At 42.9% G+C, this 22439-nt stretch carries 21 protein-coding genes, 1 rRNA gene and 1 pseudogene; 20 read left to right on the top strand and 3 right to left on the bottom strand.

The window, feature by feature from the left end; genetic code table 11:
* The first annotated feature begins 83 nt into the window (after positions 1–83).
* Positions 84–419 carry a YfhH family protein gene (locus ACFQ4A_RS03365; RefSeq protein WP_382397577.1) on the top strand — a complete coding sequence of 112 codons (336 nt, stop codon included), beginning with the start codon at positions 84–86 and terminating at the stop codon, positions 417–419.
* A 245-nt stretch (positions 420–664) separates the two neighbouring features.
* On the opposite strand, the gene ACFQ4A_RS03360 is transcribed toward ACFQ4A_RS03365, so the two are convergent.
* Positions 665–1651, bottom strand: a complete 987-nt coding sequence (locus ACFQ4A_RS03360) for a metal-dependent hydrolase (protein ID WP_382397575.1) — start codon at positions 1649–1651, stop codon at positions 665–667.
* 87 nt (positions 1652–1738) lie between these two features.
* Here ACFQ4A_RS03360 and mutY point away from each other — a divergent pair, with 87 nt between their 5' ends.
* The 4 genes from mutY to ACFQ4A_RS03340 all read left to right on the top strand — a co-directional run bounded on the left by mutY (position 1739) and on the right by ACFQ4A_RS03340 (position 6254).
* A complete protein-coding gene (gene mutY / locus ACFQ4A_RS03355) occupies positions 1739–2815 on the top strand; it encodes an A/G-specific adenine glycosylase (RefSeq protein ID WP_382397573.1) in 1077 nt (358 codons plus the stop codon).
* Positions 2816–2926: 111 nt separating this feature from the next.
* A complete protein-coding gene (locus ACFQ4A_RS03350; protein WP_382397571.1) occupies positions 2927–3103 on the top strand; it encodes a gamma-type small acid-soluble spore protein in 177 nt (58 codons plus the stop codon).
* 741 nt (positions 3104–3844) lie between these two features.
* Complete coding sequence (ntdP, locus tag ACFQ4A_RS03345; protein WP_382397569.1) at positions 3845–4369, top strand: nucleoside tri-diphosphate phosphatase; 525 nt, start codon at positions 3845–3847, stop codon at positions 4367–4369.
* Between the two features lie 124 nt (positions 4370–4493).
* Complete coding sequence (locus tag ACFQ4A_RS03340; protein ID WP_382397567.1) at positions 4494–6254, top strand: ABC transporter ATP-binding protein; 1761 nt, start codon at positions 4494–4496, stop codon at positions 6252–6254.
* Between the two features lie 199 nt (positions 6255–6453).
* On the opposite strand, the gene ACFQ4A_RS03335 is transcribed toward ACFQ4A_RS03340, so the two are convergent.
* Complete coding sequence (locus ACFQ4A_RS03335) at positions 6454–7743, bottom strand: glutamate-1-semialdehyde 2,1-aminomutase (protein ID WP_382397565.1); 1290 nt, start codon at positions 7741–7743, stop codon at positions 6454–6456.
* A 149-nt stretch (positions 7744–7892) separates the two neighbouring features.
* Between ACFQ4A_RS03335 and ACFQ4A_RS03330 the strand changes: the two genes are divergently transcribed.
* From ACFQ4A_RS03330 to perR, 13 genes and pseudogenes are all read left to right on the top strand, one after another.
* Positions 7893–8345, top strand: a complete 453-nt coding sequence (locus tag ACFQ4A_RS03330) for a potassium channel family protein (RefSeq protein ID WP_382397563.1) — start codon at positions 7893–7895, stop codon at positions 8343–8345.
* Positions 8346–8423: 78 nt separating this feature from the next.
* Positions 8424–8864 carry a thioredoxin-dependent thiol peroxidase gene (gene bcp, locus ACFQ4A_RS03325; protein WP_382397561.1) on the top strand — a complete coding sequence of 147 codons (441 nt, stop codon included), beginning with the start codon at positions 8424–8426 and terminating at the stop codon, positions 8862–8864.
* Between the two features lie 241 nt (positions 8865–9105).
* Positions 9106–10215 carry a glycosyltransferase family 4 protein gene (locus tag ACFQ4A_RS03320; RefSeq protein WP_382397559.1) on the top strand — a complete coding sequence of 370 codons (1110 nt, stop codon included), beginning with the start codon at positions 9106–9108 and terminating at the stop codon, positions 10213–10215.
* Between the two features lie 178 nt (positions 10216–10393).
* Positions 10394–11044, top strand: a complete 651-nt coding sequence (locus ACFQ4A_RS03315) for a sugar transferase (protein ID WP_382397557.1) — start codon at positions 10394–10396, stop codon at positions 11042–11044.
* 36 nt (positions 11045–11080) lie between these two features.
* Positions 11081–12481, top strand: a complete 1401-nt coding sequence (locus ACFQ4A_RS03310) for a polysaccharide biosynthesis tyrosine autokinase (RefSeq protein ID WP_382397555.1) — start codon at positions 11081–11083, stop codon at positions 12479–12481.
* 2 nt (positions 12482–12483) lie between these two features.
* Complete coding sequence (locus ACFQ4A_RS03305; protein ID WP_382397553.1) at positions 12484–13797, top strand: lipopolysaccharide biosynthesis protein; 1314 nt, start codon at positions 12484–12486, stop codon at positions 13795–13797.
* A gap of 10 nt (positions 13798–13807) precedes the next feature.
* Positions 13808–14977, top strand: coding sequence for an O-antigen ligase family protein (locus tag ACFQ4A_RS03300; protein WP_382397551.1), 1170 nt, complete (start codon positions 13808–13810; stop codon positions 14975–14977).
* A 19-nt stretch (positions 14978–14996) separates the two neighbouring features.
* Complete coding sequence (locus tag ACFQ4A_RS03295; RefSeq protein ID WP_382397549.1) at positions 14997–15926, top strand: NAD-dependent epimerase/dehydratase family protein; 930 nt, start codon at positions 14997–14999, stop codon at positions 15924–15926.
* Positions 15927–15944: 18 nt separating this feature from the next.
* Positions 15945–16919 carry a polysaccharide deacetylase family protein gene (locus ACFQ4A_RS03290; RefSeq protein ID WP_382397547.1) on the top strand — a complete coding sequence of 325 codons (975 nt, stop codon included), beginning with the start codon at positions 15945–15947 and terminating at the stop codon, positions 16917–16919.
* 54 nt (positions 16920–16973) lie between these two features.
* Entirely contained in the window at positions 16974–17801 is an 828-nt protein-coding gene (locus ACFQ4A_RS03285) for a peptidoglycan bridge formation glycyltransferase FemA/FemB family protein (protein ID WP_382397545.1), read from the top strand.
* A gap of 86 nt (positions 17802–17887) precedes the next feature.
* Positions 17888–18838 carry a D-2-hydroxyacid dehydrogenase gene (locus ACFQ4A_RS03280; protein ID WP_382397543.1) on the top strand — a complete coding sequence of 317 codons (951 nt, stop codon included), beginning with the start codon at positions 17888–17890 and terminating at the stop codon, positions 18836–18838.
* A 2-nt stretch (positions 18839–18840) separates the two neighbouring features.
* Positions 18841–18984 (top strand): annotated as a pseudogene (locus tag ACFQ4A_RS03275) (ATP:cob(I)alamin adenosyltransferase); the annotation flags it as partial.
* A 250-nt stretch (positions 18985–19234) separates the two neighbouring features.
* Positions 19235–19687, top strand: coding sequence for a peroxide-responsive transcriptional repressor PerR (gene perR, locus ACFQ4A_RS03270; protein WP_382397541.1), 453 nt, complete (start codon positions 19235–19237; stop codon positions 19685–19687).
* 176 nt (positions 19688–19863) lie between these two features.
* On the opposite strand, the gene ACFQ4A_RS03265 is transcribed toward perR, so the two are convergent.
* Entirely contained in the window at positions 19864–20253 is a 390-nt protein-coding gene (locus tag ACFQ4A_RS03265; protein WP_382397539.1) for a DUF2614 family zinc ribbon-containing protein, read from the bottom strand.
* 129 nt (positions 20254–20382) lie between these two features.
* Between ACFQ4A_RS03265 and ACFQ4A_RS03260 the strand changes: the two genes are divergently transcribed.
* Entirely contained in the window at positions 20383–21255 is an 873-nt protein-coding gene (locus ACFQ4A_RS03260) for a nucleotidyltransferase-like protein (RefSeq protein WP_382397537.1), read from the top strand.
* Between the two features lie 817 nt (positions 21256–22072).
* Positions 22073–22439, top strand: a 16S ribosomal RNA gene (locus ACFQ4A_RS03255); the annotation flags it as partial.

The raw sequence follows: 22439 nt of genomic DNA, 5'->3' as shown, positions 1-22439 counted from the left end.
TCGGACATTTACGGACAGTTGGCCGCCGTAGTAAGGCGGGTTACTGTCCGTTAGATGCGGGATAAAGAAGGGAGTATGAAAAAATGGATTTTCGATATAGTGATTATACGGTTGAGCAGCTGCGCGAAGAAGTTGGCAAATTAAAGGAAAAGGCGCAAAAAGCAGAACAGCTCGGCAATATCAGTGAAGTGGCCATCAACGAACGGAAAATGCAGGTTGCCATTGCCTATATGCTGAATCCGGATGACTTTTTGCCACAGGACGTGCATGAATTAAAAGGCGATCCGGGGTATAAATTTAAAATCAATTTTATAAATGGCGTGTTTGCCTGGGGACACCGCGTCAATTTATTGAATGAAGAGCAGGAAAAAGAAGAGGCCCTCCCAATTTCACTTCTGGGCGATAAAGTCGAAATATAGGCGTTAAAAGAGCAGGCAGCCGCAACGACAGACCATCAAAAAAAACTGGCTGGTTCGCCGATTTCAAGTCTGACTTCCGGCCTCTGACCTCTAAAAAGACGAGGCGGCAGCCGAGTTTTTCTTAAAAGATTAGAAAGTATAAAATTTTGGACGATATTTTCAATGCCGAAATCGGCTAACTCGCCGATTTCTTCCAATCCGACTTCTGACCTCTGGCATCTGAAAAGACGCGTCAGCGTTTTTTCTTATACCGGTGAGTCACCGACTTCCAGTTTATTTTGCAGTTTGCGCTCGGAAAAGATCCAGCCAGTATAGGATGTCAAAATGTGCATGTTGTCATCAATCTGGACAACAGCAACGAATGGATAGCGTTCATTGGATCGGTAGCGCAAGTCGATCATCCGGATTTCGGTAAAATCATCGTATTCACGCTGTTCCCAGCGATAAACCGGGGAAAATGACAAGAACGCAGCGATGTTTTTATCCCGTTTCGCCAGTTGGAACAGGTCGTTATTCGGCAGCGGAACCTTCTTAAATTGATCGATGATGTCTATGTGGCCATCCTTTACCACGCCGACATAAAAGTAATCGGTTGTCGTAATGGCAACACGCCAACGATTTTGCTTAATCGTCGGGGAGGTTACAATCTGTTCTGTCTCCGGATAAAATTCCCTGATTTTACGGATGATTTCTCGTTTATCCAAATACCGTTTCACGTAATAAAGCGCGATGACGGCATAAATAATCAGGAATGTGTACCCGGGATTTGCCCCGAGCAGCCAGGCAACAATCCCGCCGATGTGGAGCAGAAAAATATACGGATCGAACGTATTAATCACCCCGTGTGCCACCCATTTATTGGTAAAAGGCCGGTACGCTTGTGTTCCATACGCATTAGGGATATCCACGAGCACATGGAGCACCACCGCAAGTGCTGTCCATGCCCATAAATGGACGAAGTTGATACTTGGTACAATGGCATGAATAATGCCGGCCAGCAGGATTCCCCACATGATAACCGCAGGAATGGAATGGGTGATGCCACGGTGATGACGGATATAAACAGCGTTATTTCGTAATTTTAAAAAGGTATCGAAATCAGGAGCATGTGATCCTACGACCGTTCCAGCCAATATTGCACCGAATAATGCAGGATCATTGTGCACAGCGGGATCCAATGTTGCCAGCCCGCCGATTGCAACCCCCATCACAATGTGGGTACCTGTGTCCATAAGTCAGGTTCCTCCTAATAAAGGATTGGGAAGTTTAGTTAAATAAGTTGTAAGCTTAGTATCATTATAACAAAAGGATGTAACAGAATGACGGAACAAATATTACAGAGTTTTGACGTTCAAGGCTTCCAGACCAATTTGATCGATTGGTATCAAGCTAATAAACGTGACCTGCCATGGCGCCATGATCAGGACCCCTACAAAGTCTGGGTGTCCGAAATTATGCTGCAGCAGACGCAGGTTGCTACGGTTATCCCTTATTTTCAACGGTTTATTGCAAAATATCCCACTTTGCATGATTTAGCTTATGCAGACCAGCAGGATGTTTTAAAAACGTGGGAAGGCCTAGGGTATTATTCACGCGCACGCCATTTGCAAAACGCTGTACGGGAAGTGGTTGCGTCATATGATGGTGAAGTACCGGATGATCCAAAAGCGCTCGGCTCACTAAAAGGAATTGGACCCTATACGAAGGGCGCGATTTTATCCATTGCCTTCAACAAGCCACAGCCAGCGGTCGATGGTAATGTCATGCGTGTCCTTTCCCGTGTCTTAAAAATTGAAGACGATATTGCCCAGCCAAAAGTCAAAAAACAATTTGAACATTATGCTGATGGCATTATATCCGATAAAGACCCATCATCATTCAATCAGGGAATTATGGAGCTCGGAGCGTTGGTATGCACACCAAAAGAACCCATGTGCCTGTTCTGTCCGGTTCAGGAATATTGCCGAGCGTTTCAAGAAGGCATGGAACAGGATTTGCCCGTTAAATCAAAAGCCAAAAAGCAGAAAAAAGTTCACTATACGGTCCTGCTCATCTGTAATGATAACGATGAATATCTGATCGAAAAACGCCCCGATGATGGGCTTTTGGCCAATATGTGGCAATTCCCGATGGTTCCGGTGGATGAAATCGGGAAAGATCATATGGATAATTGGTTCCAACTGGAATATGGCATCGATATCACATTGTCAGCGAAACAAGGGGATCTGAAACATGTCTTTTCCCATATTATTTGGCAACTGGAAATTGTAACGGCTACAACATCACGTGATCAGGCAGCAGATAAACGGTTGCGGTTTGTGAGCCGTGATATGTTGGACGAGTACCCATTTCCGGTTTCGCATCAGAAAATGATGCCATATATCACGTCACGTTAATGTTGCTGCACGCATTTTCCATATTTACCCTTCACCAGATAATTTTAACTCTGGTTATTGTGGATAACAGCCGGCAAAATGGAAAAAGTAATGACTGCGGAGGTGATAGTGATGGCTAAAAAACAACAGCCAAACAAAACATCTGCTGGTACCAACGTACAGGAAGTAAAAAAGCAAAACCAGCAGGCGCAACAAGGGCAAGGTCAGTATGGTACTGAATTTGCATCTGAAACAAACGCACAAGAAGTCAGAAAGCAGAACCAAAAATCACAGCAAAAGAAAAAATAACGCAGTCACTCCGATGAATTATGAAAGAGCTCCCTTCTCTGGGGAGCTCTTTTCGTTTTCGCTTCGTAAAACGATCGTGTTGGGCCGACCATAAAGAGGACTTGGCGCGGGCTTGTGGAAAACCACGAGCCAGCACATCCACCAAGCTAAGCTTCGAGTTGCCTGAGTTATGGGGTCACCACATAACTTACAACACAACAAGCACACGCGTCTAGAAATAAAATCGACGTTAACGTATCACAAAGATTTTTTACTTTGGCTGTTTTCTAGAAGGGTACTGTTTTTGACACAAAACCCATAAACTGCGACGTAACTGCGGTAAGTTGATTTCCGCTCCGGGCAGTCGCTTTCCGTGGGCAACGCTTCAGCTTCCTCGGAAGCAAAAACCGCTTCCTGCTCAGATCTCAGCTGTCCGCTTTCCCACAGGTGTCAACTGCCCTCCGCTTCAGTCAACGCCGCAATAGCGAAGGAAATACACGGAGACTCCTGCGGGAAGTAGGAGATCGGTGAGACCCCACAGGGCATCAGCCCGAGGAGGCTCACCACTCCCCCGCGGAAAGCGGAGTGTATTTCCGTAGCGGTATTATAGCACTCAAATATGTTTTCATAGTAGGTCGCAGTTTTTATCAACTCCGAAAGTTCAAGCACAACAAAATTTACAAAAAGGCCTTTACTTTTGATATTCTGCCGTTCGGCTTATAATGAAGAAAAGGACCTTTTTTTCTTCTAAGGAGAGATTGGATGGCTGCTCCAAGGGCAGGATCAACAATGCAAATACACAGCTACAAACATAATGGACACCTGCACCGGGTATGGGACAATACACGCGTGCTCAAGGGGACGAACATGATCATCATTGGGGCAAATGATAAAACCCTTGTGAGGGAAAGCGATGGCCGGACATGGATTACACGGGAGCCTGCCATTTGTTATTTTCATGCCGATTATTGGTTTAATATCATCGGGATGTTGCGGGAAGATGGGATTTATTACTATTGCAATATCAGTTCACCATTTGTTTTTGATGGGGGAGCGTTAAAATACATCGATTACGATCTCGATGTCAAAGTATACCCCGATATGACGTACGATCTATTGGATGAAGATGAGTATGAAGAACATAAAGAACAGATGGACTACCCTGACTCACTGGATCGGATTTTGCATCGTCATGTCGATTACTTGCTGGGATGGGTCCGGCAACGGAAAGGTCCATTTTCAGCAACGTTCATTGACCAGTGGTATGAACGGTATTTAACGTATTAATCCAAATAATTGATTCCCGTCATCGAATCGGTTTATACTCGAGAGAGTGTCTTAGAATAACCCTTGTTACGTTTGTAGCAAGGTTTTTCTTTTCAAGTCATTATAGATGAAGGAATTGAAGGTTATGAGCAGTATTAAAAACTATTTACAATTTGTAAAACCATATAAATGGAAAATCTTGTTAACGGTTATAATCGGAATCGCCAAATTCGGCATCCCGCTCCTGGTCCCATTAATTTTGAAATATGTTATTGATAATATTATTAATGCGGATGATCTGGCCGATGCGGCAAAACTCGAGCAATTATTCTGGCTGATGGGCGGCGCTTTTGTTATTTTCCTTATATTGCGTCCGCCGATTGAATACTTTCGACAATACTTGGCGCAGTGGGTGGGCAACACAATCCTGTATGATATCAGGGATAAACTGTTTGACCACATTCAAAAATTGAGCTTGCGTTTCTATTCTCAGACAAAAACCGGGGAAATTATTTCCCGGGTAATACATGATGTCGAACAAACGAAAAATTTTGTTGTAACCGGATTGATGAATATTTGGTTGGATATGATCACGATCCTGATTGCAATCGGCATCATGCTGACAATGGATGTCGGACTGACAATTGTCGCCATCATTTTATTCCCGATATTCGGTTTTTGCGTCAAAGTTTTTTATGGCAGACTCAGGAGACTGACACGTGAGCGTTCGCAATCATTGGCGGAAGTGCAGGGGCATTTGCATGAGCGTGTCCAGGGCATTCCGGTAACAAGAAGTTTTGCGCTGGAAGACTATGAACAGGACCAATTTGATTCACGGAATGCCAACTTCCTGCAAAAAGCGCTTAACCATACCGACTGGAACGCCAAAACGTTTGCGGTGATGAACACCATTACTGATCTTGCTCCGCTATTGGTTATTGCATTTGCCGGTTATCAGGTGATTCAGGGCAATGTAACGGTCGGGACGATGGTGGCCTTTTCTGGTTATATGGAGCGGGTTTATGGTCCGTTGCGACGGTTGATCAGTTCCTCGACGGTTCTGACCCAATCGATTGCGTCGATTGACCGTGTCTTTGAGCTTATGAATGAATCGTATGACATTGTCGATAAACCGTATGCCAAAAAGCTCGGCCGTATTGATGGCAATATTAATGTTGATCATGTGTCGTTTAAGTATGAAGATGAAGAAGCGGACGTCTTGCACAATGTCTCACTCAATGTCAAAAGCGGTGAAACGATCGCGTTCGTCGGAATGAGCGGCGGCGGTAAGTCAACGCTCATCAGCCTTATCCCACGTTTTTATGACGTGACAGGCGGTTCGATTAAAGTGGACGGTGTTGATATCCGTGATGTGAAAGCTCGTTCGTTACGCGACAACATTGGGATGGTCTTGCAGGACAATATATTGTTTAGTGAATCCATCGCTATGAACATTCGCATGGGGAAGCCCGATGCATCCGATGAAGAGGTGGTGGCCGCTGCCAAAGCGGCAAACGCCCATGACTTCATTACGGAATTGCAGGATGGTTACGATACAATGGTTGGTGAACGCGGTGTGAAATTATCCGGCGGACAGAAACAGCGGATTGCCATTGCCAGGGTATTTTTGAAAAACCCACCTATCCTGATTTTTGACGAAGCCACGTCAGCGCTCGACTTGGAAAGCGAGCACATCATACAGGAGGCCATGGAGCGGCTTGCTTCCGACCGGACGACATTTATCGTGGCACACCGCCTGGCGACCATTACCCATGCTAATCGGATTGTGCACATTGAAGATGGTGAGATTAAGGAAGTCGGCTCACATAGCGAACTGATGGCACGAAAAGGTCATTATTATGATTTGTATCAAGTCCAGAATTTGGATGATCATACGGATTCGTGATCTTATTACAGTTCCTCCGCAAGTAGTGCGGGGGAGCTTTTATGTGCAGTTCGCCATAAAGACTGTATCCACCTTCTACCTACTATAATCGTTCAGAAAACAAAAAAAGGGGCATGAAAAAATAAAAAATTCATGCCCCTTTTTTGGCGTTTTTTTCGATTGTTATTATAAGAAGGAAGCACCTTCTGTCGCATGATTATTAACGCATTGCCGCAAAAGCTTTACCTGCTGCTTCGATTGTTGCGTCAATATCAGCTTCCGTATGTTCGGTCGTTAAAAACCATGCTTCAAACTTGGAAGGCGCTAAATTGATACCCTGTTCAAGCATCAGTCGGAAAAATTCAGCAAAAGCGTCACCATCGCTCGCTTCAGCTTGTTCGTAGTTCGTCACTGTTTCACCGCCGAAGTAAATGGTCATGGCACCACACATGCGATTGACAGAAATTGGAATTCCCACTTCGCTTGCTTTTTGCGTGATGCCGGTTTCCAGACGCTCGCCGAGCCGGTCCAATTTTTCATAAACACTGTCTTGCTGTAGTACTTCAAGACAGGCTATGCCGGCTGATATGGATGCAGGGTTTCCGGACATGGTCCCCGCCTGATAGGCAGGTCCGAGCGGTGCCACCTGTTCCATAATATCCTGGCGCCCGCCGTAAGCGCCAATCGGCAATCCCCCGCCGATAATTTTGCCCATGGCTGTCATATCGGGTTCGACGCCATAAATTTGCTGTGCACTGCCGTAAGTGAACCGGAATGCGGTGATCACTTCATCATAGATGACAAGGGAACCAGCATCGTGTGCTGTATCATTAATACCCTGCAAGAATCCTTCGTGTGGTTTCACAATGCCGAAGTTGCCGACGATTGGCTCCACCAGGACGGCGGCTACTTGATCTCCCCATTGATCCATGGCTCGCCGGAAAGTGTCGAGGTCGTTAAACGGTACGGTAATGACATCTTCAGCAACAGACTGCGGGATTCCGGCTGAATCAGGTGTTCCCAAAGTAGCCGGTCCGGAACCTGCTTCTACAAGCACTGAATCAAAATGCCCGTGATAACTGCCGGAAAACTTGATGATTTTATTTCGGCCGGTATAGGCACGTGCCACACGAACCGTCGTCATAACCGCTTCCGTCCCGGAGTTGACGAAGCGTACTTTTTCCAGTGATGGAATGGCTGCTTGTAGCATTTTGGCAAATTTATTTTCCAGCCTTGTAGGTGTACCGTACAAGACGCCGTTGTTGGCAACATTTGTTATAGCCTCAGCAATATGCGGATGCCCATGACCGGTAATGATTGGTCCAAACGCTCCCAGGTAATCAATGTACTTGTTACCATCAACATCCCAGAAATAGGCCCCCTCGCCCTGGTCCATATAAACAGGTGAGCCGCCACCGACACCTTTATAGGCACGGGATGGCGAGTTGACACCGCCGACAATCAGGTCAAGCGCTTCTTTATGTAATGCTTTTGATGTGGAAAAATCCAACATAATACCTCCTGCCCTCATTAAGTCATGTTATCATGCATAAAAAAGTCAAGTTACTCTACCATTATAACTGATTAAGCAAATCGCGGAAAATAAATGACAATACACCGGGTGGATAAGCATAGGATAGGGGGAGAGCGGGGGATTTTATGGGTATCATGGCATGGCTAATCATTATATGCATTGCTGGTATTCTCACGACCAGTCTTATCGGTTTTGTTCGCGGCGGGAAAATCCCTGAACGTATGCAAATGCAGGAAAGTCGCTTTTCAGCTGAGATTTTTTATACACTCTTAATAATTTATTTAGTTGTAATTATTGGGTTTGGCCTTGTTTACTTTGTGTTGTCCATGAGTCATGTGTTATTGGTGGAAAACAGCGAGCTTCGGGACGAGAGTATCGTTGGCTCGCTCATGCGTTCGATCTATTTCAGTGGTGTCACGCTCTTGACGATCGGTTACGGCGATATCACACCGATTGGAATTGGGCGGCTGATTGCCCTTGTGCAGGCGCTGATTGGCTATGTTCTGCCGGCAGCATTCGTACTGAAACTTGTGCAAAATAATCAGGATAATAGAGAGAGAAAAAAGGATATGCTATAGTGGACATAACAGGCTGTTCCAAGAGATCGGCTCAGCCTTTCTTTGAACATGACCATGATAAATGACGGAGGGATTCCAATGCGTGCAGAAGCAGGTAAGCAAGCACCCGATTTTACACTGATGAATCAGGACGGTGAACAAGTCAGCCTGTCAGATTTCAAAGGCCAACATGTCGTCCTTTATTTTTACCCGAAGGATATGACACCGGGCTGTACCAATGAAGCGTGTGATTTTCGGGATAACAAGGAAAAATTCAGTGATCTTGATGCTGTCATCATCGGTGTCAGCCCAGATCCGGTGGAAAGCCACCAGAAATTCATTGACAAACATGAACTGCCGTTTATGCTTTTGGCAGATGAGGATCACCAAGTGGCTGAAGATTATGGTGTCTGGAATGGTGGCATTGAACGATCAACGTTCATCATTGACAAAGAAGGCAACCTGCAGAAAGAATTCCGCAAAGTGAAAGTGGATGGCCATGTGGAGGAAGCCCTTGACTATTTACGGAAAGCTAGTTAACTAAAAAACGACAGTCCACCTTTAAGTGGGCTGTTTTTTGTTCAAAGAGAGGAAAGCTTAGCCCGCTTAACCGGTGCGGGGCAGTGAGCCTGTCCCCCCTATTCCTCGTGCCATAAAAAGTACACCACCTCTTCGATGCAAGTAATAAATCTTTCATCCCATGAGTATAGTATATCGACTGCCATTTCATGAGTCTTTTGTCATGGTTTGGGTAGACATACCTAAGGGGAGCGGTGTCGACATGAAAATTGTTCAATTCGTAACGAGAATGGATGTTCTTGGGGGAGCGCAAATCCATGTAAGAGATCTGTCCATTGGTCTTGCCAATGATGGATGTGAGGTTATTGTAATCGCACTGGGAAAGGGTCCGATAACCGAGGAATTAACAGACCATGGGATAAGCTTTGTGCCATTAAATCATCTGGTCCACGGTATTAATCCCTTCCATGATTTAAGGGCTGTTTTTGAAATACGGCGTTTATTAAAAACGATAAAACCTAACTTATTGGCCATACACTCATCAAAGGCCGGAATCATCGGAAGGATTGCCGGGAAAACACTTGGTATTCCAACTGTTTTTACTGCGCATGGCTGGGCTTTTACGGAAGGTGTCCCTGAAAGGAAAAGGAAATTGTACTTAACAATAGAGAAAATTGTCGGCAAATTTTCACGAGCGATCATAACCGTTTCTAAATATGATTATAACCTGGCATTGAAACATAACGTTATTCCAGGAAGTAAAATGAAAGTTATTCATAACGGCATTCCAGACGTACCACATATCAAAAGGAGTAAACCGGAAAAACACCCCCCAAAACTCATGATGGTAGCTCGTTTTGCCTTCCCAAAAGATCATCTTTTACTGTTAAAAGCACTTGAAAGGCTTCAGGCTTTGGAATGGGAACTCGACTTCGTTGGTGATGGCCCCATGCGCAAGGAAGTGGAAACATACAGCAGCCATTATACGTTTTCTGACAGAATCCGGTTTCTCGGAGATAGGGGTGATGTTGCCGATTTAGCAGTCCAATCACAAGTATGCATTCTTACAACTAAGTTGGAGGGGTTACCACTTAGCATTATCGAGGGGATGAGAAGTGGGATACCGGTTATAGCCACGGATGTTGGCGGAGTGAGTGAAATGGTTGAAGATAATGTAAATGGATATCTGGTTCCCAAAGACGATATAGACATACTGGCAGATCGCTTAAAAATGCTCATCTTAAACCCGAACTTGCGGGAACAAATGGGTCGACGATCAAGACAAAAATATGAAGCGGGTTTTTCGTTTGAAGGAATGCTTGAAGATACATTCAGCTATTATCGTATGTTAATGCAATCAAATGGAAAATAACTTTAAAAAACCTCTTTCTGTTATAAACAGAAAGAGATTTTTATTGTGGGCTGAAAGTATTATATCGGGTTGACATAAATAATTTTCAAATAGTTGTTATATAGGAAAAAATGCCTGAATAGAATGAACTAAAATACAGCAGACAATAAAAATCAGCATGAAAATGGAGGGGTAAGCCATGGAAGCACAACAGGAACTAACAGATAAGCGGGGTACCATGTATTTTTTACTAAAACGAACCCTTGATATATCCGTCAGTTTCATTCTGTTGGTGTTATTGGCCCCTTTATTTTTAATCATTTGTCTGGTGCTTTATATAAAAGATGGAAAGCCTGTTTTTTTTAAGCAAACCCGGATTGGAAAACATAACGATCCATTTATTATTGTAAAGTTTCGGACGATGACTGCTTCTGCAAACGACGTGTCATCGGGAACATTTTCTGCTGGATGGGTGAGGGGTGTACCGAATCATTTTATCTTTAAATCCAATATGAGCACAAGCGTAACCCGGATTGGCAGACATCTGCGAAAATACAGTCTTGACGAGCTGCCGCAATTGATCAACGTATTGAAAGGGGAGATGAGTCTGGTAGGACCAAGACCGGAGATACCAGCAATCACCCAATATTATAATGAGAATCAAGAAAAAAGGTTGCTCATGAAGCCAGGAATAACGGGATACGCACAAATAAATGGCAGGGCAAACATGAATCACGGCCGGAAGATTGCTTATGACTTGTATTACATTGAGAATTGTTCATTCTTTCTTGATCTGAAAATTATCGCTCGGACAATTATACAGGTGATTAAAGCAAATGGAGCAGTTTGACGGCTTCATGATACCAAATAAGAAAGGGTTACGTATATGGAGCAATCATTCCAAATAAAAGAATTTTTAATGATATTTAAGAAGCGGATGATATTTATCATTGTCGTCTCGCTATCCTTTACGTTAGCTGGAGCGCTGATCAGCTATTATCTGGTTACACCTGTTTATGAGTCGCGGTCCGATTTACTGGTTAATCATACTGCAACAACAGAAGATGAACCATTATCATCAACAGATATTGAAATGAATTTACGGTTGATTGAGACGTATCAATTAATTATCAAAAGTAAACGGATCCGCGATATAGTTGCGGCGGAATTAAATCAAACTTATACGAGCAACGACTTAAAACGGAAACTCCGTGTTGAAACAAATGCAGATTCCCAGATCATCTCACTCTATATAGAAGATAACGACCCCGAAATGGCTGCTGAAATTGCTAATACATTTGCCAGTATATTTCAGGCAGAGGTTACTGCGTTAATGAATATGAACAATGTAAATGTCCTGACAAAAGCAGAACCAGCTGACCTTAACGACCCAATTCGCCCTAAACCGATCATTTATACAATCGTGTCGTTCCTTATTGGGATCATGTATTCTTGTACACATGTCTTTTTATCCGCTTATTTTAATACGAAGTTAAGCTCCAGAACGGATGTGGAGAAATATTTGCAGGTTCCACTTTTAGGATCAGTTGGAATTTTTTCAAAAGGATTTTCCCATCAGAAGGAACATAACAAGCAGAAAGGGACGGCTAATTATTTACACTTAATTTCCCGTACGACCCCTTCAACAACACCGGCGTTTGAAGCTTACCGGACAATCAGGACGAATATCCAGTTTCAACGCTCCATCAGATCGATGCAATCACTGCTGATAACCAGTTCGGAAAAAGGGGATGGCAAAACCGTAACAGGGATAAATCTGGCAATCGTCATGGCAATCGATAATAAGAAAACAGTTGTTATTGATGCTGATTTACGTAAGGCAGAAGACCATAGATTTCCGGGATCTGACAACAGTCAGTATGGGCTGACAAACTATTTAGCCGGTTATGCAGAAGCAGATAATATTTTATCAGACACATCCTTTCCCAATTTGACGGCCATAAGTTCAGGCCCAATACCGCCAAACCCGGCGGAGCTGCTATCATCTGAACGTATGGATCAGCTTCTGGAACAACTGAGATCGCAGTTTGATATGATTATTATTGACAGTACACCAATGTTTTTTTCAGATCCGTCCATCTTAGCAACGAAGGTTGATGGCTGTGTGTTAATCGTAAATGCTGGCGTAACCAAGGTCAATCACGCACAGCAATCCCTTGAGCAACTTAAGAATGTTGATGCAAGGATTTCGGGGGCTGTATTAAATAAAAAGAAAGATAAGAAAAAACACCTTGCAAACTATTATGCCTATGTAAAAAGGTATTAATGATGAATAAACTGTTTAACATTAAACAAAAAATTACCGATGGCAGCTTCGCCAATAGTGTAACCATTTTAATGTCCGGTAGTGCCTTTTCCCAAATCGCGGTGGTCCTGATGACCCCCTTTCTTACCAGGCTGTATGGTCCGGAGGCATTTGGCCTATTTTCCGTATATTTATCTATTTTGTATACATTAGGGCTTTTGCATTCCCTGCAATATGAAGTGGCTATTCCACTGCCCGAAAAAGATGAAGATGCGATTAATTTGCTCGCACTATCACTTATCATGTTGGCTGTTTGTACCAGTATTATCGCGATGATGACAGGTTATTTTAGTCATGCCATTACAGCCTTTATCGGTACCCCGGAACTGGGAGACTATCTTTGGTATCTTCCGCTCAGTCTTTTTGGTTTAGGTATTTTTCAAATATTTCAATTGTGGTCACTCCGGGAAGAAACATACGCAATAATTGCCAGGGGAAAAGTCCAAATGAACCTGGCAACAATTGGAAGTCAGTCCGGGTTAGGTTTATGGTCTGCTACCTCATCAAGTTTGATCTTCGGAGAGGCGGTTGGGCGGATTGCCGGGGGATTCGGCTTAGCTGCCTTATCCTGGAGGCATATTAAGCGCAATTTGTCCAGCCTGTCATTGACGAAAATAAAGCGAATGGCTATCCGTTACCGACGTTTTCCGCTAATAACGAGCTGGTCCACTTTACTGGGGGGGTTATCCCACCATTTACCACCGCTTTATATAGCGGGGACTTTAGGCGTTAAGGAAGCCGGCTGGTATTTAGTTGCACATCGGATTCTGTCATTTCCGGATGCTTTACTCGGTTATTCGGTTGAGCAGGTATATTTGGCAAAATCAGCAAAAGTTATTCACACCTCATTTCATTCATTTGTCCATTTATTTTGGGAAACAGTGAAAAAACTTAGCCTTATCAGTTTCATCATTTTTTCATTAGCGGCAGTCATCGCACCATTTGCCTTCGCAGTCATATTCGGTTCGTCATGGGAACAAGCGGGTGTATTCGTACAGTGTATGAGCATTCTGCCTTTCATTCAGCTTATCGTCGGTCCTGTCAGTACAAATTTTGATCTGCTTGAACTGCAGCATATTCAAATGTATTGCGAACTTCTCAGATTTATCTTATTGGCTTTGGGAATGGTCATTGTTCATGTATGGGTGGCTGAAGCGTGGCTTGTCATTCTTTGTCTGAGTATTGCGCACGCCCTCGGCTTTTTGGTTATTGGTATCTGTTCGTGGTACACATTAGGACTTTATCAAAAACAAAAAAGAAACGTCTACAAATCTTGAGGGGATATCTATGACCAAAACGTTGGCGAAAGAGGAGAGAGGATTTTTAAGATTAATCTTTGTCATGATGACGACTAGTTCCATCGTACTAATGGAGCCTGCCCCATATGATTTATTGATGGTTGTTCTGTGTTTTATTGCATTTTTCTACGGACTTGTTGAATTTAATAAGGATCATTTCTTCCCGGCAATGCTACTGATCATATACACCTTAACTAATCTGATATCGTTATATTTCGCCAGGGATTTTGCACAAGCGTTTAGTTATTTTTTGATAACAGTTTATTTGGCAGTGAGCTGGTTCTTGTTTTCCGGGGTTAGTTCACGACTTCACGTTAACCTGTACCGGTATATTTTTAGTGCCTATTTAGCTGCGGCGGTCATCACGGTTATGTCAGGGATTGCGGCATACGTTCAGCTTATCCCGGGTTTGGACTTTCTATTGATGCAGGGCCGCGTGCAAGGCTTCTTTAAAGACCCGAATGTGTTTGGCCCCTTTCTTGTCCCACCAGCATTGTATACATTGCTTCAGTTGGGCAGGCGAAGGACTCGCCGTAAAATGAGGATCGTGTGGCTGTGTTTATTTGTGCTTTTATCAACAGGTGTTTTGCTTAGTTATTCACGGGCTGCGTGGGGACAATTGGTTTTAGCGATTGGGGTGTTTTTTCTTCTTATAAACAACGGTACACATAAACGTGTTCAAACACTATTTCTGCTGCTAATTGCTGCTGCTCCAATATTGATATATTTTGTTACGTCGACCGCTGTTGGAGAATTATTTTTTGGGCGGTTCGGCTTGCAGGATTATGACCAAACACGATTTCAAAATCAGGAGAATGCACTTGATAACATATTTCGATTTCCATTAGGGTTTGGGCCAGGTCAATCTGAAATCGTGTTGGATATAGCCGCGCACAGTCTTTATATCAGATTGATAGCAGAAAATGGTATTTTCGGGGCGCTATCATTTATCGGCTTTCTAGTTGTTTGTTTAAGCCGTTCACTCCAGTTAGTGATAAAGGCACCCCCGGACATCCAGGGGTATTTTGTCATCATTGCTGCATCGTTAATTGGCATTATATTCAACAGTATTTTTATCGATACCATTCATTGGCGTCATATGTGGTTATTGCTGGCTATGCCATGGGTTCGTTTATCGACTATAAAAAGTAAAAAATGAAACGGAGGGGTATCTTCGTATGAAAGTACTTGTAACAGGTGGTGCAGGATTTATTGGTTCACATGTTGTCGACCGGCTTCTGGATGAAAATGTTGAAGTGGCAGTGGTCGACATGTCAGGGGATAATAGGTGGGAAAATAGCAATGTTACATACTATGAAATGAATATTCTTGATTCGGGACTGCGCAACATTATCGAACATGAAAAACCTGATATAATATATCACCTCGCAGCCCAGATTTCGGTAACACGGTCAATTGCTGACCCGATTGCAGATGCAAACGTTAATATCGTTGGAACGCTTCGTATATTGCAGTGTGCGGTTAAATACAAGGTAAAAAAGATTATTTTTGCCTCAAGTGCCTCTGTATATGGCAAGCCGGATTACCTGCCCATTGAAGAAACCCATCCAATTCAACCGACATCTTTTTACGGTATTTCCAAATCTGCTGCGGAAACGTATATCAGATTATATCGGGAATTGTACGGTCTCAATTATAGCATTTTTCGGTTTTCCAATGTTTATGGCCCAAGACAGGCTTCTGATGGGGAAGCAGGCGTTATTTCCATTTGTTTAAACAAAATAAGTGAAAATCTCCCATTTACAATTTATGGGGATGGGACACAGACACGGGATTTTATTTACGTCAAAGATGTTGCAGAGGCATGTGTGATGGCGTCGTCACTTTCCGGGTCACATACGATTAACGTAAGCAGCGGTAAAAAAGTTTCGCTTAATATGCTTATTGAATTACTGGCAGAAAATGCAGGGATATCAACGATCGTAAACTATAGAAACAAAAAGCCCGGAGATATTGCCCATAGTTGTTTGCAGAACGATTTAGCTAGGAAGCTTTTGCAATGGAAACCGAAATATCGGCTGGAGGAAGGTTTAGCAGAGACGTATGCCCATATCAATGAGATGAGGTTTTATACAACCGGCAATTAGAAAAAGAGGGGGTGTGACATGAGGAAAAAAAGAGCTGGCACGTTGGTTATTTCACTGGATTTCGAATTGTTTTGGGGCGTACATGATGTCTTTGAAAAAAAGGAATATGAAGCTAATGTCAAGGGAGCACACGAAGCAGTATTGACCATTCTGGAAAAATTTCATGCCCATCAGATTCATGCTACATGGGCAATTGTCGGCATGATGTATTTCAATAATGTCAACGAACTTACGAAGTCTATACCCGAACAGAAACCCACCTATATTCAAAAATACTTATCACCATATGTTTATCTCGCCGCCAATCCAATAAACGATCATGACAACTGTTTATTTTTTGCACCATATTTGATTGAAAAAATTCAATCCACACCAAAACAGGAAATGGCTACCCACACATTCTCTCATTACTATACATTGGAAAAAGGACAGACAAAAGAACAATTTAGAACAGACTTGCAATTAGCTATGGAGATAAGTAAAGCAAATGGAAGTGACGTGAAATCGATTGTTTTTCCGCGGAACCAGATCAATCAAGATTATTTGAAGGCGTGCAGAAAACTGGGGCTACTGACCTATCGTGGTAATGAAGAAAGCTGGGTTTACCGGCTGCGATCAAATGAACGAAGACGCTATTTAAAAAGGGGGTTACGCTTTCTGGACAGATATGTCAATTTGTTTGGTCACCAGACATATACATTGCCGGAAGTAAACAACGATATGCCAATGAATATTAAATCAAGCCGTTTTCTGACCCCATATTCAAGAAGATTAAAATTGCTGGAAGGCCTTCGTTTGCACCGAATTAAAATGGACATGAAGCACGCGGCTAAGAAGGGTGAAATTTATCATTTATGGTGGCATCCACATAATTTTGGTATAGACACGAAGAGAAACATCAAATTTTTAGAGGAATTGCTTGAATACTTTTGGTTTCTAAAAAAAACCTATGCATTCAGGAGTAGAACAATGGGTGAACTGGCAATCGAATAGTTTGGATAAACGGCCTGCGACTAACCACAAATTTTAATAAAGGGTGATTGTATGGTGTCGGTACAGTGGAAGAAATATTTTTTCACGATTAGAGAGATATACGAGTCAGGATCGGAGGATGAAGATGAAGAACTTTCAAAAGCGGATATGTACTATTATTATCAACAACCAAAACTAATTGGGTTAGACAAATGGTGTGCCATCCATAAAAAATTTTTAACCTTATGTGTTGACCTAAACAAAACAGAAGAGCAATTACGAAAAGCGCTCAACCGAACAACTCGTTATCAGATAAATAGGGGATCAAGAGATGAATTATCTATCAATACCATACGCGAGCCTTCTCTTGAAGATATTAATGAATTCAAGACATTTTATAACGCTTTCTCCAGGGATAAAGGGATTGAATTATTTCGGGAAGACCGGGTAAGAGGGCTAAAGCTGAGTGGTATGTTAGTCATGACATACGTTTGTCATAAAGATGGGCGAAAACTTGCAGGTCATTTATATATCGCCAATGGTAAACGTGCTACAATGCTTTACTCGTGCTCCGGACGGTTTGCCAATACAGATATTCCAAACATAGAGATAGGTCGAGCAAATCGTTATCTGCATTGGCATGACATGTTATTTTTTAAAGAACAAAACTATAAAACCTATGATTTTCTTGGTTTATCATTAAATGTAGATGATAGAGATCACCAAAATATTAATAAATTTAAAAAGGGATTCGGTGGTGAAGAAGTTATTGAATACCAAAGCTTTATTCCAAAAACATTGCGCGGCAGGTTATTGGTGCTTATTTTAAAAGTAAAATGGCGCAATCAGTTTGAATTAATTAAACGAAAAAAAGCGTATTTGGAGCTGGCCACTAAAAAATAATATGATAACCCCCAGTGTTTTTTTGAAATGGCATTTTCAGCTAAAAACGGTTACGATAGATATAGGATAAAAAAGGGGGGATTCGCTTGAATATCCTATTTTCAGCAAAAATCTCAGAAAAACATCAACTAAAACTTCGGGAGCGTTTTCCTGACACAACGTTTACGTTTTTAAAAAATATGGATGAAGCCAGTCACGACATAGATAAAGCGACTATTTTAGTGACTTATGGGGAAGATCTTACGGCCGGTTTGGTTGAAGAGGCGACCCGTTTGGAATGGATTATGGTACTTTCCGCCGGTATGGACAAAATGCCGTTTGAGGCGATTCGTGACCGGGGGATTTTGGTGACCAATTCGCGAGGCATCCACAAATACCCGATGGCTGAGTATGCCATTTCGATGTTGCTGCAAGTTTATCGCCAGGGCAAACAATTGATGGAAAATGAAGCAGCCGGGAAATGGGATCGGTCAGTACGGTTGCAGGAAATAACAGGAAAAACGATGCTTATCGCCGGGGCCGGTGCAATTGGTCAGGAAGTGGCCAGACTGGCAAAAGCTTTTCGGATGACGGTATATGGCATTTCCCGAAGTGGGCAGCAGCTGGACTATTTTGACAAAAATTTTACCCAGGACGAGCTGGAGAAGGTGCTGCCTGAAGTGGATGCCGTCGTTTCTGTCCTCCCAAGTACGCCGGAGACGAAGGCATTTTTCACAGATGATCATTTCCGGAAAATGCCAAATCATGCTGTGTTTTTAAACATGGGTCGCGGCGATGTCGCCCGGGATGAATCAATCTTGAAAGCAGTGCGTGAAGGTGCGATTGCTCATGCGGTATTGGATGTGTTTGACGAAGAACCGCTGCCGGCAGACCATCCGTTTTGGGAAGAAGCCAATATCATTGTAACACCACATTTATCTGGGGTCTCGCCGCATTATCAGCGGCGCGCACTCGACATTTTTGCACAGAATCTGGACACATATCTGGATGGCGGTTCGAACTATGTGAACAAAATTGATCTGACCAGGGGGTATTAAGGATGCGCATTTATACACGAAAAGGTGATAAAGGTGACACATCTTTAATTTATGGAAAACGGGTGCCGAAAACGGACCTGCGGGTGGAGGCGTATGGCACGTGTGATGAGGCCAATTCCATGATCGGGCTGGCACTCAGTTTTCTGTTTGTGGCCGCACGTTACGTCAATAAGCAACTGAATGGGGAAGAACGTCTATTAAAAGCGGATATTTAAGGATAACAAAAGCGATGACCAAAAACTGGCATCGCTCTTTTAAAAATCTGAGTTAATAATATAAATAAGTTGGCAATATACTTATATTGACAGCGTACAGTAAGAGCGGGTACACTTTAATTATAAGAATTATAATATAAGAATATGACTTGGATTTGAATAAATACTGAAAGTGGGGTGCATGACGGTGTCTGAAGATCAGAAACTGCAGGAAGCAATCGACACACTCAGAGACTCTGGCGTACGTATAACACCACAACGTCATGCGGTTCTCGAGTATATTATTAACTCGATGGTCCACCCGACAGCCGATGACATCTATAAAGCACTTGAGGGGAAATTCCCTAATATGAGTGTGGCAACAGTGTATAATAACTTGCGCGTTTTGCGTCAAATCGGCCTTGTCCGGGAGTTGACCTATGGCGATTCGTCAAGCCGTTTTGATTATAACTCAAGTGAGCATTATCATATCATTTGTGAAGAATGCGGCAAAATCGTGGATTTCCATTATCCAACACTAGATGAAGTTGAATCATTGGCTGAACAAGTGACCGGTTTTGATGTCAGTCATCACCGTATGGAAATTTATGGTAAATGTGAAGACTGCCAGCAAGTCGCAACGCAAAAGCATTAAAGTACATGTTTGAAGAGACGAAAAAAAGGCTTGTCAACGACTTCTTGAACATCGTCTTGAAGTGATTATTTCCTTTTCGGAGACCAGTTTCTGGAAATTGGTTTTTGCCCCGCAATGTTATATGACATTATTAAAAATGCCAGCTGTCGTTAATGCAGCCGGCATTTTTTGCGCTATTATTCATTTTTCATGCGAGATTTTGCTTCAGCCCGGTATTTCCGTTTATTGTATTTCTCGTCAAATTCCAAGCCTTCCAAATCCTTATCAAGGGTTAGCGGCTGTTTGCAGTGCATGCAGGCGTCCACTTTTCCGAGCATTTTTGTCGGCTTTTCACAGTTCGGGCAAAGGATTGGAACGGCTTTCGTTGAGAGCATTCCGATCCAGAAGTAAACGACACAGCTGAATAGAATGAACAAAAGACCGAGCAGAAATAGCGTCAACATCAGCCATTCGATGTTTTTGGATAACAATCCGCCGTACATAACGGCAAACCCGACGAAAATCAGGATCAGCGCGAACGAACGAATTTTATTTATTTTACTGGAATAGACCAACTTATCTGCCATGCATAGTCCTCCTTATTATGTTCCGAAGCCAGTATAGCATATTTTACCGGATTTTTAGATTCAGAAAAAGGATTTCAGGACATGATAACGAATTATGTATAGGACTGAAAGTAATGGAGGATTTGTGGAATGGAAAATTTGTTAAAGCCGATTTACGAGGAAAGCGCAAGTAACCCCGATACATTGGGTATTATTTTAATCGAAAAAAAGAAACCGGACAGCCCGATAACCGATAATTTTGACGTTATTTTGCTTGTTATTGTGAGGTCAGCAGAAACGGAGTGGCAGGAAAGACATTATCAATTTAATGATAAAATAGGCGCAATGCATACCATAACTGATCACTTGTTAAGGCGATGGATCGATACAAGCGGATACCGAAAAGCGGTCGAGTGGGCTATGGCTGGCAAAATCATTTTTGACCGTGATGCGTATGTATCCCGGTTAAAGGAACAATTAAGGACATTCCCCCATGATAAAAGAGATTTGCGCAAAGCGATGGAATTCGGCAAGCTGCTCAAAAGTTATACTGAAGTGAGAGACCTATATCAAACGGGGCAATACAAAGATGCTTTCAGTCAAATGGTCAATTCACTCCATTATTTGGCGCGACTGGTTGTCATCGAAAAAGGTTATTTTCCCGAAGTGACATTATGGGACCAAGTTAAAAAGATCGATCCGGAAGTGTATAAACTGTATGATGAACTAATTGAAAGCCATGAAGATATCGAAAAACGTGTCCAGCTTATGCTACTGGCTGCGGATTTCGTCATCAGTAAAAGGGCAAGGGTATCAGCAAAACATTTACTGGATATCATGAGAACAAAGGATGGTCCGTGGTCATATGAAGGAATTAGGGAGCATCCTGGTGTTAAACCATATGAACTGGATCTAACAGCGATGCTCAACTATCTAACTGAAAAAGATATCATCATGACTGACAAAGTTGAAACAAATGCTCACGGGGTGTATCACCGTCACTATTGGTTTGATATGTCCTGACAACCTGTTTGGGGTTATTCAAAACCCGGCATAGATTGAAATACAGTCATTTTGCGTTGGATTGCAGTTGTTGTATGTAAACATGAATGGTAGTTTAATTGGCGGAAATACAATGGGAGTTAGACTGCCGGATGGATTCAGAATATCTGCTGGTTCCTCCGGCTAAACTATGCGTCAGAATTCCAAGTCAATTGGCCGTGTAAGCAGGGGTGGCGATCTTTTAAAAATTCTTGTTGACTTTCATTTTTGTGCATGGTACATTTAGATCCGTCGCAAAAATTCATAGCGAATTCAGCCGACAAAACCCTTTAAAATTTTCTCTTGATAAAATGAGGATATCATGTTACTTTATATATCGTCGCATTTAACAGCGCGACACACTTTCAAAAAATCAATAAAAAGTTATTGACTTTTCCTTTGAAAGATGGTATATTAGTTAAGTCGCTTTTCGAGAGGCGACATTGAATTTGCTCTTTGAAAACTGAACAAAACAACCAGCCTGAAACAGATGTCAGGTAAGCGGTCGGAAATCAGATCACTGATCTGATTGGATGAAAACCTCGAAACCCTGTATCAATTTTTGAAGCTAAGATAGGCATAAGATTGATCGGTGTCAATCTTATTAAATACGAGTCAAAAAGGAGGATGGAAAGGACCGAGCAGTTCGAGGCGGCGCAGATTTGAGCAGCGGAGTGTATGCTTTTAATACATGAGCAGCGGAAAAGTAAGCCAACGAGCTGCTACAGGAAGTGGTGACTTCTGCGTTGCCCACAGGACGTGGGCGGTTTTAGCAGAAGTTCCCCTCTGCGATGCGTCCTTTTCACCGGACTTTTTTGACCTCCATGANCGCTGGCGGCGTGCCTAATACATGCAAGTCGAGCGCGGGAAGCAGGCAGATCCCCTTCGGGGGTGATGCCTGTGGAACGAGCGGCGGACGGGTGAGTAACACGTGGGCAACCTACCTGTAAGATCGGGATAACTCGTGGAAACGCGAGCTAATACCGGGTAATATATCTCTTCGCATGAAGCGGTATTGAAAGACGGCCTCTGGCTGTCGCTTACAGATGGGCCCGCGGCGCATTAGTTAGTTGGTAAGGTAAAAGCTTACCAAGGCCACGATGCGTAGCCGACCTGAGAGGGTGATCGGCCACACTGGGACTGAGACACGGCCCAGACTCCTACGG

It is taken from the genome of Lentibacillus salinarum, from assembly GCF_042679865.1.
Classification (GTDB): domain Bacteria; phylum Bacillota; class Bacilli; order Bacillales; family Amphibacillaceae; genus Lentibacillus; species Lentibacillus salinarum.
Note: the sequence above shows the minus strand (reverse complement) of the source record. Positions and strands in the feature narration are given on the sequence as shown.

Excerpts from the sequence above, each read along its gene's own strand:
- ACFQ4A_RS03365 (WP_382397577.1), top strand. The coding sequence starts at position 84 with ATGGATTTTCGATATAGTGATTATACGGTTGAGCAGCTGCGCGAAGAA.
- ACFQ4A_RS03360 (WP_382397575.1), bottom strand. The coding sequence starts at position 1,651 with ATGGACACAGGTACCCACATTGTGATGGGGGTTGCAATCGGCGGGCTG.
- mutY (WP_382397573.1), top strand. The coding sequence starts at position 1,739 with ATGACGGAACAAATATTACAGAGTTTTGACGTTCAAGGCTTCCAGACC.
- ACFQ4A_RS03350 (WP_382397571.1), top strand. The coding sequence starts at position 2,927 with ATGGCTAAAAAACAACAGCCAAACAAAACATCTGCTGGTACCAACGTA.
- ntdP (WP_382397569.1), top strand. The coding sequence starts at position 3,845 with ATGGCTGCTCCAAGGGCAGGATCAACAATGCAAATACACAGCTACAAA.
- ACFQ4A_RS03340 (WP_382397567.1), top strand. The coding sequence starts at position 4,494 with ATGAGCAGTATTAAAAACTATTTACAATTTGTAAAACCATATAAATGG.
- ACFQ4A_RS03330 (WP_382397563.1), top strand. The coding sequence starts at position 7,893 with ATGGGTATCATGGCATGGCTAATCATTATATGCATTGCTGGTATTCTC.
- bcp (WP_382397561.1), top strand. The coding sequence starts at position 8,424 with ATGCGTGCAGAAGCAGGTAAGCAAGCACCCGATTTTACACTGATGAAT.
- ACFQ4A_RS03320 (WP_382397559.1), top strand. The coding sequence starts at position 9,106 with ATGAAAATTGTTCAATTCGTAACGAGAATGGATGTTCTTGGGGGAGCG.
- ACFQ4A_RS03315 (WP_382397557.1), top strand. The coding sequence starts at position 10,394 with ATGGAAGCACAACAGGAACTAACAGATAAGCGGGGTACCATGTATTTT.
- ACFQ4A_RS03310 (WP_382397555.1), top strand. The coding sequence starts at position 11,081 with ATGGAGCAATCATTCCAAATAAAAGAATTTTTAATGATATTTAAGAAG.
- ACFQ4A_RS03305 (WP_382397553.1), top strand. The coding sequence starts at position 12,484 with ATGAATAAACTGTTTAACATTAAACAAAAAATTACCGATGGCAGCTTC.
- ACFQ4A_RS03300 (WP_382397551.1), top strand. The coding sequence starts at position 13,808 with ATGACCAAAACGTTGGCGAAAGAGGAGAGAGGATTTTTAAGATTAATC.
- ACFQ4A_RS03295 (WP_382397549.1), top strand. The coding sequence starts at position 14,997 with ATGAAAGTACTTGTAACAGGTGGTGCAGGATTTATTGGTTCACATGTT.
- ACFQ4A_RS03290 (WP_382397547.1), top strand. The coding sequence starts at position 15,945 with ATGAGGAAAAAAAGAGCTGGCACGTTGGTTATTTCACTGGATTTCGAA.
- perR (WP_382397541.1), top strand. The coding sequence starts at position 19,235 with ATGACGGTGTCTGAAGATCAGAAACTGCAGGAAGCAATCGACACACTC.
- ACFQ4A_RS03265 (WP_382397539.1), bottom strand. The coding sequence starts at position 20,253 with ATGGCAGATAAGTTGGTCTATTCCAGTAAAATAAATAAAATTCGTTCG.
- ACFQ4A_RS03260 (WP_382397537.1), top strand. The coding sequence starts at position 20,383 with ATGGAAAATTTGTTAAAGCCGATTTACGAGGAAAGCGCAAGTAACCCC.